Genomic DNA, 12115 nt, shown 5'->3' on the forward strand with positions numbered 1-12115 from the left:
AACATGAAGCCAATGACCCTACTCTCTCTGGCGATTGCTGGGGCACTGGGTGCCAGCCACGCCGTGGCGGCCCCCTCAACCCCAAGTTTGGACTGGAAGCCACAAAACTATTCTTTTGTTGAAGTCGACGAATATGGCCGCGGATCGTACAAAGATCTGGTGCAACGCGTGGATGAAGTCCAAATTGAGATTAAATGGAATGCGTGGTCCGGTGATGGCGGTGACAGCTACAAGGTGTACTTTGACGATCAAGTCGTCAATCAAGGCACCTTACCGGCAGGAACCAAATCCGGCATTGTCACTTTTCCCTATGACAAAGGCGGCCGCCACCAGCTTAAACTCGCCTTGTGTGAAGGCGGCGTGGATGGCCAGTGTGCCACCAGTGCCGCCAAACCCATCGTGATCGCAGACACCGACGGTGTGCATCTTGACCCACTGCCGATGAATGTCGACCCCAATAACAATGACTACCCCAAACAGCCTGATACCGTGGTGGGGGCATACTTTGTCGAATGGGGCATTTATGGCCGTAACTTCGATGTCAGTCAGGTGCCCGCGGGTAATCTCACCCACATCTTATATGGCTTTGTCCCCATTTGTGGCCCCAATGAGTCATTGGGCGACATCGAAAATGGCAACAGCTTGCGCGCGCTTGAGCTCGCTTGCCAAGGCTCAAAAGACTATGAAGTGGTGATCCATGACCCTTGGGCAGCGATTCAGAAAAAACTGCCCGGCACACCAGCTAAAGATCCAATTGGTGGCACTTACGCGCAAATGATGGCGCTCAAGCAGCGTTACCCGGATCTGAAAATTCTCCCATCCGTTGGCGGCTGGACCCTATCAGACCCCTTCTATGATTTCACCGACAAAGCCAACCGTGATGTCTTTGTTGCCTCGATGAAAGAGTTCCTACAAACCTGGAAGTTCTATGATGGGGTCGACATTGACTGGGAATACCCAGGCGGTGGCGGTGCCAACCCAGATTTAGGCAATCCAGATAAAGACAGTCAAGCCTACGCGGCCTTAATGCGTGAGCTGCGCGCGATGTTGGATGAGCTCGAAGCCGACACGGGCCGTGAGTACCAACTCACCTCGGCCGTCGGGGCCGGTTATGACAAAATCGCCAACGTCGATTACAGCGCCAGCGCACCGTACATGGATTACATCTTTGCCATGACCTACGACTTTTTCGGCGCGTGGAATAATGTCACCGGTCACCAAACCGCGATTTACTGCGGCAGCCATATGAGCGCCGATGAGTGTGATGGTACTGGCGTCGATGACAACGGCGAGCCCCGTAAAGGCCCTGCCTACACCCTCGATAATGGCGTGCAATTACTGCTCGAAAGCGGCGTGCCACCGGAGAAAATGGTGATCGGTACCGCGATGTACGGCCGTGGCTGGGAAGGCGTTTTCCCTGCCAATGCGACCGATCCTAGCAACCCGATGACCGCCCCCGGTAACGGCCCAATCAAAGGCAGCACCGCTGATGGTATTTGGGAAGCGGGCGTGATTGACTACAAAGGCGTCGTCAAATCAATGCTCGGCAGCGCGGGGAACGGTATCAATGGCTTCCAACCCGGTTATGATGAGCAAGCTGAAGCGGCCTACGTTTGGAACCCAGACAACGGCAAGCTAGTCACTTACGACAACCAGCGCTCGGTCAAAGCTAAAGGCCAGTATGTACGCAACCACAACTTCGCCGGTTTGTTTGCTTGGGAAATCGATGCCGACAATGGCGATATCCTTAATGCGATGCACGAGGGCTTAGCACAGGATGGTCAACCACCCGTCAATAGTGCTCCTACCGTCACCCTTGCGCAGCAAAGCTATACGCTGGCACCCGGATCGTCGTTAACCATTGCTGCCAATGGGCGTGATCGGGATGGCGACGCCCTGACCTATCGCTGGCAAGGCGATACGGCGTTGACCCTGACTAATAGCGACACGGATTCGGTCACCGTGACCGCCCCCGATGTGAGCACCAGCACCGACTATTCCCTGTCGGTGACGGTATCGGATGGTCAAGCCAATGCCGAGGCCAACGCTACTATTAAGGTGGTGGTACCGGGTGAAAACCAAGCTCCTACCGTGGCACCTATCGCCCCTGTTAGCCTGAAAAGCGGTGAGCAAACCCGCGTGACGGTTGAGGCAAACGACCCAGATGGCGATACACTCAGCTACACCTACCGTGCATCCGGCGATCTGGCCGTTGCTGGCACCGGTGATCAGGTGACACTGACCGCGCCCACCGTGACGGAGAATCGCGACTATGTGGTCACGGTCGAGGTCAACGATGGCGACAAAACCACGCAAGCGCAATTCACGGTAACCGTGACACCGGCCAGCGGCTTGCCAACGTGGGATGAAAACACCGTGTATGTCGGCGGCGATCGCGTCCTGTATCAAGGGGTGGAGTATCGCGCCAAGTGGTGGACAAAAGGCCAGCGCCCAGATCAAGGCGGGCCATGGGAGCGCGTCGGGGATAGCCAAGCCAACCAAAGCAGTGAATGGCAAGCGACCGTTGCTTATTCCGGCGGCGATGAAGTTGAATATAACAACCAACGCTACCAAGCCAAGTGGTGGACGCAAGGGGAAAAGCCGGGCAGCGCCACGGTCTGGCAACTACTGTAACGAGATGCTTTTCCTGCCAAACAAAAAACGCCCCAGCTGGGGCGTTTTTCTTAAACAGTGGACAGAGAGGCGGCACTTAACGACGCTGACGCACCGCTTCATACAAACAGACGCCAGTTGCCACGGACACGTTCAAGCTCGACACGCTGCCCGCCATTGGTACCCGGATCAGTTCATCACAGGTTTCACGGGTCAAACGGCGCATGCCATCTCCTTCTGCGCCCATCACTAAGGCTAGCGGCCCGACCAATTTGGTGTCGTAAACATCATGATCGGCTTCACCCGCCGTACCCACAAACCACACACCCTGCTCTTTGAGCGCACGCATGGTTCGCGCCAAGTTGGTGACACGCACTAAAGGCACGACTTCAGCCGCGCCACAGGCGACTTTTCGCGCCGTGGCATTGAGCTGAGCGGATTTGTCTTTCGGGACAATCACTGCACTGACTCCCGCCGCATCCGCGGTACGCAAGCACGCCCCTAAATTGTGGGGATCAGTCACCCCATCAAGCACCAGCAGCAAGGGGTTCTCGCTATTGGCGAGGATCGCCTCCAAGTCATTCTCGTTATACTGACGGCCCGCTTTGACACGTGCCACAATCCCTTGGTGCGACGCACCTTGGGTTTTGTCGTCTAACGCTTTGCGGCCGACTTGCTGAATACTGACGCCCAGCATCGCAATCTCATTTAGCACAGGTACCAGACGTTCATCCTGGCGCCCTTTTAACACCATCACTTCGATAAAGCGGGAAGGGTCGGTCGCTAAAATCGCTTTAACGGCATGAATACCGTAAATTACTTCATTACTCATGATTTACTTCTTTTTCTGACCCGCTTTGGCTTTTTGTTTCTTCGCCTTTTTCTTACGCGCTTTTTCCGCAGGCGATTTCACTTTACGCTTTTTGCCGTTTTTATCTGCAGGCGCCTTATCGGCTTCAACATTTGGCACCGCCCCACGTTTGAGCTGTTGCCGTACCGAGGTTCGCTCACGACGGGCTTGCGGGTCTTTATTCGACTCCGCACGGCCTTTCTTGCGTTTATCGCGCGCGGTTTTGCCCGGGCGACGGGCTTTGCGCTCAGAGCCTACCAGCTCAAAGTCAATTTGTCGCTCATCCAAGTTCACGGCTAAGACTTTCACGGTCACCTGATCGCCGAGTCGGAATACACGACCCGAGCCTTCGCCCACCAGACGCTGACCCACCATATCAAAGCGATAGTAATCGTTATCGAGGTTAGAAATATGGACCAAGCCATCGATATGTAGCTCATTGAGGCGAACAAAGAAGCCAAAACCAGTGACATTGGCAATCACACCCTCTAGCTCATCGCCAACGTGATCTTGCATGTACTCACATTTGAGCCAGTCCGATACATCTCGGGTGGCATCATCGGCACGTCGCTCTGTTTTCGAGCATTGTTCACCCAGCACGTCCATATCATCAAACGAGTAATGATAGCCGCCGGTGGGTGTCCAACGGTCTTGGTTTTTGCCCGCTTGCTTGGCAATCAGGTATTTAAGCGCACGGTGCAACAGCAAATCCGGATAACGACGGATGGGCGAGGTAAAGTGCGCGTATTGCTTGAGCGCCAAACCAAAGTGGCCTTGGTTATCCGCTTGATAGACCGCTTGCTTCATCGAACGTAGCAGCATGGTTTGAATCAGTTCACTGTCAGCGCGACCATGCACTTGATGCATCAGTGCCGCGTAGTCTTTCGGTGTCGGCTCTAGGCCACCACTTAAGCTCAAACCTAACTCGCCTAAGAAATCTTTAAAGCCACTGAGGCGCTCTTCACCGGGCGCTTCGTGAACACGAAAGAGCGCCGGCTCTTTGTGTTTTTCTACAAAACGGGCAGACGCGACATTGGCCAAAATCATACATTCTTCGATGATCTTGTGCGCATCGTTGCGCTCCACCGGCACGATGCGGTCAATTTTGCGCTGTGCGTTGAATATAAACTGAGTTTCCACCGTCTCGAACTCAATCGCCCCACGCTGCTGACGCGCACCACTGAGTACCTTGTACATATCGTGTAAAGTTTCTAAGTGCGGTACCAGAGAGCGGTAGCGCTCACGCAACTCTTGGTCCCCTTCTAGGATATGGGACACCTTGGTATAGGTCAGACGCGCGTGGGAGTTCATCACCGCTTCGTAATGTTTGTAACCAGACAACGCCCCTGATTCTGAAATCGTCATCTCACACACCATACACAAGCGGTCGACTTGGGGATTCAGCGAGCATAAGCCATTGGAAAGCACTTCCGGCAACATGGGCACCACTTGGTTAGGGAAGTACACCGAGTTACCGCGATTTTGCGCTTCTTTATCCAGCGCTGAGTCAGGACGCACATAGTAACTGACATCGGCAATCGCCACCCACAAGCGCCAGCCGCCCGAGCGTTTACGCTCACAATACACCGCGTCATCAAAGTCGCGGGCATCTTCACCATCGATGGTTACCAGTGGCAAGTCACGCAGATCGACGCGGCCTTCTTTGGCTTTTTCTGGTACCTCTTCACTCAAGCTTTTGACTTGCTTGAGCACCGCATCCGGCCATTGATGAGGAATATCGTGCGTACGCAGTGCAATCTCAATTTCCATACCGGGTGCCATATTCTCGCCCAGCACTTCGACAATTTTACCGACAGGATTGGTTTGGCGGGTTGGGCGCTGCATGATCTCGACCACCACCACATTGCCCATCCGCGCACCTTGGGTTTGTTCTTTGTCGATCACAATATCTTGACCAAGGCGGCTATCATCCGGCACCACAAAGCCCATGCCATCTTCAACAAAGTAACGACCCACGATTTGGCCTTGGCGCGCCTCGAGCACCCGCACTACACGGGCTTCTTTGCGACCGCGTTTATCGGTGCCGACACCTTGGGCTAAAATCACATCACCGTGCATCACGCTGCGCATTTGGTGGTGTGGCAGCATCCAATCATCATGATTGCCTTTGCCTTCTGGGCGCAGAAAGCCAAAGCCATCTCGGTGACCAATCACGGTACCTTTGACCAAGTCCAATCGCTCGGGTAAGGCATAACACTGACGGCGAGTAAACACCAATTGTCCATCACGCTCCATGGCGCGCAGGCGTCGACGTAGCCCTTCATACTGTTCATCACCGGCTAAGCCAAGGTGTGAAAACAGATTATCGCGGCTCACTGGTGCCTTGAAGCTGCGGATAACTTCCAGCAAATGCTCACGGCTGGGAACCGGATTGTCATATTTCTCTGCTTCGCGCGCGTGGTGAGGATCGGCTGCGAGGCTGTTAGGGGTATTATTTGTCGAACCTGTGTCTTGCGACATAGACCTTTTCCTATTGGCGTATGTTGATTTCATTATATCTGTAAACTGTCGCTATTGCGCCACGATGATCGCAGTTTGACGTTTTGTTTCAGCGCCTTGCTTGCAGGCTACGAGAGGAGCATGGCACCTAGGCCATATCAAATCAGATTGGGAACAGATGTGTATAGGGAGTGTAACGGATTTTGCGCATAAAGTCGCCTACTGACGCCTCTCACGGTCACCAATAACTGGTCCGGCGTTTGGCACGGGCGATAATATTCTGTGGCATCCGTGCTTCAAGTGCGGCACGAAGCTCTGAAATACGGTTACGAGTGCGAGAATCTGCAGTGATGGTTTGATATAGCCAGCGATAAGCGTCTTCATAATCAAGTGGCGAGCCAACATCGTCCACTAACAACTCAGCCAGTTGGATCCGCGCACGTGTATCACCCAGCGACGCGGCTTCACGAAGGTAAGGAATCGCTCGGCGTTGATCCTGTTGGACCAGGGTGCCATTGGCGTAGTAACGCCCAATTTGCTCTAGCGCGGCGGGCAGCCCTTGCTGCGCCGCTTGCTTCATGTAGTAAACACCGAGATCCGCGTCTTGATCCACACACACACCCCACGCCAGCATATCACCGTACAAAAATTCATAGGCAGGAGACCCCACACGGGTGGCACGGGCTTCGATGTCTTGCACGAGCTGGCATTCGTCTTGTTTGACGCGCTCAAGGTGAGAGTTGGTTTCAAACAGCGTGATAAGCTCACTTTCTTCATATAATGGCACAGCCGCCCCGACGTCCGCGCGGGCCGTTGCTGTCGTCAGCGTCGCTGCCGTCAGAGAAAGTGAAAAAATCAGCGTTCGAAACTTCATGCCTACTCGCTATTCAACCAAGAAACCCAACAGCAACGCGCACGCTCGCCGTGTGCTTTTTTGTATCGGCACCTTGCATACTGACTTTAGCAAAGGCGGCAAGTTTTTTCCGCTTTCACGCGATTTGGCTTCCAACTCCATACCAAACTATTAAAAAAGCCAGCGATCAACGCTGGCCTTTGTTATCAAAACGAACTCACGTGCTTAACTATTAAAAGGGTGCACTTTGATAATGGTTTCGTTCCGGTCTGGACCGGTCGAGACCACATCGATGGGCACACCAGTCAACTCTTCGATACGCTTGATGTAATCGAGCGCAGCTTGCGGCAGTTCGTCGAGAGATTTCACCCCAAAGGTGTTTTCACTCCAGCCAGGCATGCTTTCATAGATAGGCTCGATGTTCTCATACGCGTCAGCGGCCAATGGAGAAACCTCAACCGTTGAACCGTCTGCCATCTTGTAACCGGTGCAGATTTTGATTTCTTCCAAACCGTCCATCACGTCAAGCTTGGTTAAGCAGAAACCCGATACCGAGTTAATCTGTACGGCACGACGCATTGCCACCGCATCAAACCAACCACAACGACGCTTACGGCCCGTGGTTGCGCCGAACTCAGCGCCCTTGGTACCAAGGTGCATGCCAATCTCATCATCCAGCTCAGTCGGGAATGGGCCTGCCCCTACGCGGGTGCAGTAGGCTTTAGCAATCCCCAACACATAGCCAAGATGACGCGGGCCAAAGCCAGAGCCTGCCGCTACACCGCCTGCGGTGGTGTTCGATGAGGTCACATACGGATAGGTGCCGTGATCGATATCAAGCAAAGTGCCTTGCGCGCCTTCAAACATGATTTTGTCACCACGTTTGCGGGCATCATCCAGCTCTTGGGTCACGTCCATCACCATACCGGTGAGGATGTCCGCTTGCTCCATGACTTTCGCCAAGGTCTCTTCGTAGCTGACTGGCTCGGTTTTGTAGAAATGCTCAAGCTGGAAGTTGTGGAACTCCATCACTTCTTTGAGCTTTTCAGCAAAGGCTTCTTTGTCAAACAAGTCGCCAACGCGTAGGCCACGACGTGCTACCTTGTCTTCGTACGCAGGACCAATACCACGCCCCGTGGTACCGATAGCTTTCTTACCGCGTGCTTGCTCACGTGCCGCATCTAGTGCGATGTGATAAGGCAGGATCAGAGGACACGCTTCTGACAGGAATAGGCGCTCACGCACAGGCACACCACGTGCTTCTAGCTCACCCATTTCTTTCAGCAAAGCGTCTGGAGATAGCACCACACCGTTGCCGATAATACATTTAACGTTGTTGCGGAGGATACCAGAAGGAATCAAGTGTAGGACGGTCTTTTCACCGTCAATGACAAGAGTATGACCTGCGTTGTGACCGCCTTGGTAGCGAACCACGTATTTTGCATCTTCAGTCAAAAGATCAACGATCTTTCCCTTACCTTCGTCACCCCATTGGGTGCCGAGAACGACTACGTTATTACCCATCTTCTTCGATATGCAGCTAGTTAAAAATGGATTCTAGCACCTTAAAAACTCGGTTGCAGTCATTTTTTAACCGTATTGACATTTTCACTCACCTGCTCGGTGCTAGGTTGCGGAGTGTTAAGCTAAAAATTGGTAAGCCAGCACACTCCCAATCACCACTAAGCAGCCACCAATACGCCGCAACTGCGTGTCAGACTGCTCACCTAAAGCCATGACCATTTGTCGCCACTGTTTGGGCAATAACATCGGCCCTAACCCCTCTACCACTAACACCAGTGCTAACGCGCCCCACACGCTATCCATAATGACCTCCAGCTACATAAACATGGCGTTGCGAGATAAAAAAAGACAAGGCCTGGGCCTTGTCTTTCAAACGAGATAGCTCACTTAACGATTTACTTTTCTATCGCTTCAGGTTGCTTCATGTATTTGAAGAAATCACTCTTCGGATCCACGACGAGCATATCACTCTTGCTGTTAAAGCTCTTGCGATACGCTTGTAGCGAGCGAACAAAGCTATAAAATTCAGGCTCTTTCTTGAAAGCACTGGCAAACAGCTTCGCCACTTCCGCATCCGCTTCACCTCGGGTGATCCTTGCTTGACGCTCTGCCTTAGACAGAATCGTCGCCACTTCGAGCTCAGCTTGTGCACGAATGATTTCCGCTTGCTCGCGACCCTGTGCACGATGGCGACGGGCTACGGCCTCACGCTCAGCGCGCATACGCGCATAAATCGACTCACTGATTTCGCTCGGCAAGTTGATACGCTTGATACGTAAATCAATTAACTCAATCCCCAAATCACGCGAGCCCTCGCTGGCCGCACGCTCAAGGACACTTTTCATCACTTGATCACGCTTTTCAGACACAATCTCTTTGATGGTCTTGTTACCAATTTCGGCACGCAGCCCATCAGCGACACGACGTTGCAACAGAGATTCAGCCGTCAGTTTATTACCGCCCCCCGTGGACAGATAGTACTGGCCAAAGTCTTTAATACGCCATTTGACGTACGAGTCGATAATAACGTCTTTTTTCTCAGCGGTAACAAAGCGGTCAGCGCGGTCATCCATCGTTTGAATGCGGGCATCCAACGTCTTAACGCGATCAAACAACGGCAGCTTGAAGTGCAGACCGGGCTGATAGATTTTCGCCACATCGTTATCCGCTTTAAGCACACGTCCAAAGCGGATCACAATGCTACGCTCACCTTCACTCACCACGAAGATCGACATCAAAAAGACCACTGCCGCTAGGACGACAACTGGGATCATCATCTTACGCATGCTTAGTATCTCCCTTCTCGTGATGAACCAGAACGCGGCGCCGACTCTTGCTGTTGAGGCTGTGAGCTTTGCTCAAGCTCAATACCATATTGGCTGCTCGACGTTTCTTTACGCTGGTTAGCGCCAACGGCTGCGCCTCCCATTAGCTTATCCAGTGGGAGATACATCAGGTTGCTGTTTCCGCTTTGCGAATCCACCATCACCTTACTCGTATTGCTGTACACTTCTTCCATGGTCTGGATGTATAGCCGGTTACGCGTCACACGGGGTGCATCACGATACTCAGGCAAGAGTTTCTCAAATTGAGAGACTTCACCCTCTGCTTCGTTAACGGTACGCTCTTTGTAACCCAATGCCGCTTTTTTCAGCGTTTCAGCACGACCCGTTGCTTTCGGCAACACATCATTACGATACGCTTCGGCTTCACGGATAAAGCGGGCCTCATCCTCTCGCGCTGCAATCGCATCATCAAAGGCGTCTTTTACTTGCTCTGGTGGACGTGCATATTGGAAGTTGACGTCAACCACCAGCAAGCCCATGTCGTACTTGTCGATGATTTCGTTCAGCTCAACCTGAGTGCGCTCACGCACTTCTTGACGGCCACGGGTGATGATGTCATCCATCAAAGAGTCACCGACGACCGCACGCAATGCTGAATCGGTTGCTTGACGCAAGCTGTCATCTGCATTGGTCACGCTATAAAGATATTGCTGTGGATCCATCACGCGGTACTGAACGTCCATCTCTACATTGACGACGTTTTCATCTTTAGTCAGCATCAGGCCAGAGCTGTTGAGCGAACGAATCGACTCCACATCTACCGTGCTTACCGTATCCACAAAGGTTGGCTTCCAGTTAAGGCCCGGTTGAACGATACGATCATACTGACCAAACCGCAGAACCACACCACGCTGAGCTTCCCCGATGGTATAGAACCCGGAAATACCCCAGACAATGATACCTACCAGCGCGAGAACGCCTAGCCCTGCCATGCCACCGCCGAACGATGGTCCTTTACCTTTGCGGCCACCTAAGCCACCCAGTTTGCGGCTTAGTTTGTTAAACAATTCATCAAGATCCGGTGGCCCTTGATTACGGCCTCCACGATTCCCCCAGGGGTCTTTGTCGGGACCGCCATTGTTTCCTGGCTCATTCCACGCCATTCGCGCACTCCATCAAATTGATCTGACGATAATTTTTTACTCTAGCAGCCTAATCACTGACGATAAAGTCGCCGAGTTGGTTGCCTTCTCTTTTTTCTAACCGATACCAGTCCGTTTGTGGCAGCCTGACATCGACTAACAGATGCCCATCATCTTGGTATTCTTCACTGATAACGCATCGCATCTGGTGAAATTTACTTTGCATTCGCCCAGCCATACTAGGTGGCAGCCGTAATTGATGCCGCACCATGGTGCCAGATAAACGCTCAGTAAGGGCTTCAAATATGAGCGCGATACCTTGACCAGACAACGCTGACACCCATACTGCTCTCGGAACGCCCTCTTCGTCCCGTTCAATACGAGGTTCAGCCTGATCCAGACTATCTATTTTGTTCATAATGATAAGATGAGGCACATCTGCCGCATCGATTTCATCTAACACACTGTTGACCGCTTCAATGTTTTCACCAAAGCGTTCATCACTGGCATCGACCACGTGTAGTAGCAAGCTCGCTTCTTGGGTTTCTTGAAGCGTTGCTTTAAATGCCGCGACCAAGTCATGCGGTAAGTGACGAATAAAGCCGACGGTATCCGCCAATATCGCGGTACCCACATCGTCCACTTCAATACGGCGTAAGGTCGGATCCAAGGTGGCAAACAGCTGATCGGCCGAATATACCCCCGCTTCGGTGATCCGATTAAACAAGGTTGATTTGCCCGCATTGGTATACCCCACCAATGACACAGTCGGTACTTCCGCCCGTGCCCGAGCGCGTCGCCCTTGTTCACGCTGCTTCGCAACCTTATCCAGTCGCTTTAAAATCGCTTTCACCCGATCACGCACTAAGCGACGGTCTGTTTCTAACTGTGTTTCACCCGGGCCACGCAAGCCAATCCCGCCTTTTTGACGCTCAAGGTGAGTCCAGCCTCGCACCAGCCGGGTAGATAAGTGGCGTAACTGTGCGAGCTCAACTTGTAACTTACCCTCATGCGTACGCGCACGCTGGGCAAAAATATCGAGGATCAATCCGGTTCGGTCTAATACTCGGCATTTAAATCGCTGTTCTAGGTTGCGCTCTTGGGCCGCGGATAAGGTGTGATTAAAAATCACAATGTCCGCGCCGACTTGTTGCACAGTATCTGCTATTTCTTGGGCTTTGCCCTCTCCAACAAAATATTTGGGATGAGGGGACTGACGGCTGCCGACAACAACTTGCAAGGCATCGACACCCGAGGATGACACCAGCATTTGAAATTCGCTGAGATCATCCCACTCGCCATCATGGGTAAAGTTTATATGAACGAGTACAGCCTGTTCACCGGCCTCGTAACGGTCAAACAAGCGATAGACTCCTTAGCAATAGAA

The 12115-nt window shown here is 52.7% G+C and carries 9 protein-coding genes; 1 reads left to right on the forward strand and 8 read right to left on the reverse strand.

All coding sequences use genetic code 11. From position 1 onward, the window contains the following. The first annotated feature begins 3 nt into the window (after positions 1 to 3). Positions 4 to 2634 (forward strand): glycosyl hydrolase family 18 protein, encoded by a 2631-nt coding sequence (locus N8M53_RS11580; RefSeq protein ID WP_269578892.1) that lies wholly within the window; start codon positions 4 to 6, stop codon positions 2632 to 2634. A gap of 76 nt (positions 2635 to 2710) precedes the next feature. On the opposite strand, the gene rlmB is transcribed toward N8M53_RS11580, so the two are convergent. From rlmB to hflX, 8 genes are all read right to left on the reverse strand, one after another. Then, positions 2711 to 3445 carry a 23S rRNA (guanosine(2251)-2'-O)-methyltransferase RlmB gene (gene rlmB / locus N8M53_RS11585; RefSeq protein ID WP_269578893.1) on the reverse strand — a complete coding sequence of 245 codons (735 nt, stop codon included), beginning with the start codon at positions 3443 to 3445 and terminating at the stop codon, positions 2711 to 2713. A 3-nt stretch (positions 3446 to 3448) separates the two neighbouring features. Then, positions 3449 to 5944: a ribonuclease R gene (gene rnr, locus N8M53_RS11590; protein WP_269578894.1), complete on the reverse strand. Its 2496-nt coding sequence runs from the start codon at positions 5942 to 5944 to the stop codon at positions 3449 to 3451. A 217-nt stretch (positions 5945 to 6161) separates the two neighbouring features. After that, complete coding sequence (motX, locus tag N8M53_RS11595; RefSeq protein ID WP_077667688.1) at positions 6162 to 6797, reverse strand: flagellar protein MotX; 636 nt, start codon at positions 6795 to 6797, stop codon at positions 6162 to 6164. Positions 6798 to 7001: 204 nt separating this feature from the next. Further along, positions 7002 to 8300 (reverse strand): adenylosuccinate synthase, encoded by a 1299-nt coding sequence (locus tag N8M53_RS11600; protein ID WP_269578895.1) that lies wholly within the window; start codon positions 8298 to 8300, stop codon positions 7002 to 7004. Between the two features lie 117 nt (positions 8301 to 8417). Then, positions 8418 to 8603, reverse strand: a complete 186-nt coding sequence (locus tag N8M53_RS11605; protein ID WP_420066590.1) for a DUF2065 domain-containing protein — start codon at positions 8601 to 8603, stop codon at positions 8418 to 8420. Between the two features lie 92 nt (positions 8604 to 8695). Beyond that, positions 8696 to 9586, reverse strand: a complete 891-nt coding sequence (gene hflC / locus N8M53_RS11610) for a protease modulator HflC (RefSeq protein WP_046074378.1) — start codon at positions 9584 to 9586, stop codon at positions 8696 to 8698. Positions 9587 to 9588: 2 nt separating this feature from the next. After that, entirely contained in the window at positions 9589 to 10749 is a 1161-nt protein-coding gene (gene hflK, locus N8M53_RS11615; protein WP_046074379.1) for an FtsH protease activity modulator HflK, read from the reverse strand. Between the two features lie 49 nt (positions 10750 to 10798). Continuing rightward, entirely contained in the window at positions 10799 to 12091 is a 1293-nt protein-coding gene (hflX, locus tag N8M53_RS11620; protein ID WP_269578896.1) for a ribosome rescue GTPase HflX, read from the reverse strand. Positions 12092 to 12115: the final 24 nt, after the last annotated feature.

The organism is Salinivibrio kushneri, from assembly GCF_027286325.1.
GTDB lineage: Bacteria > Pseudomonadota > Gammaproteobacteria > Enterobacterales > Vibrionaceae > Salinivibrio > Salinivibrio kushneri_A.

Coding starts and splice junctions, on each gene's coding strand:
- N8M53_RS11580 (WP_269578892.1), top strand. CDS start 4: ATGAAGCCAATGACCCTACTCTCTCTGGCGATTGCTGGGGCACTGGGT.
- rlmB (WP_269578893.1), bottom strand. CDS start 3,445: ATGAGTAATGAAGTAATTTACGGTATTCATGCCGTTAAAGCGATTTTA.
- rnr (WP_269578894.1), bottom strand. CDS start 5,944: ATGTCGCAAGACACAGGTTCGACAAATAATACCCCTAACAGCCTCGCA.
- motX (WP_077667688.1), bottom strand. CDS start 6,797: ATGAAGTTTCGAACGCTGATTTTTTCACTTTCTCTGACGGCAGCGACG.
- N8M53_RS11600 (WP_269578895.1), bottom strand. CDS start 8,300: ATGGGTAATAACGTAGTCGTTCTCGGCACCCAATGGGGTGACGAAGGT.
- N8M53_RS11605 (WP_420066590.1), bottom strand. CDS start 8,603: ATGGATAGCGTGTGGGGCGCGTTAGCACTGGTGTTAGTGGTAGAGGGG.
- hflC (WP_046074378.1), bottom strand. CDS start 9,586: ATGCGTAAGATGATGATCCCAGTTGTCGTCCTAGCGGCAGTGGTCTTT.
- hflK (WP_046074379.1), bottom strand. CDS start 10,749: ATGGCGTGGAATGAGCCAGGAAACAATGGCGGTCCCGACAAAGACCCC.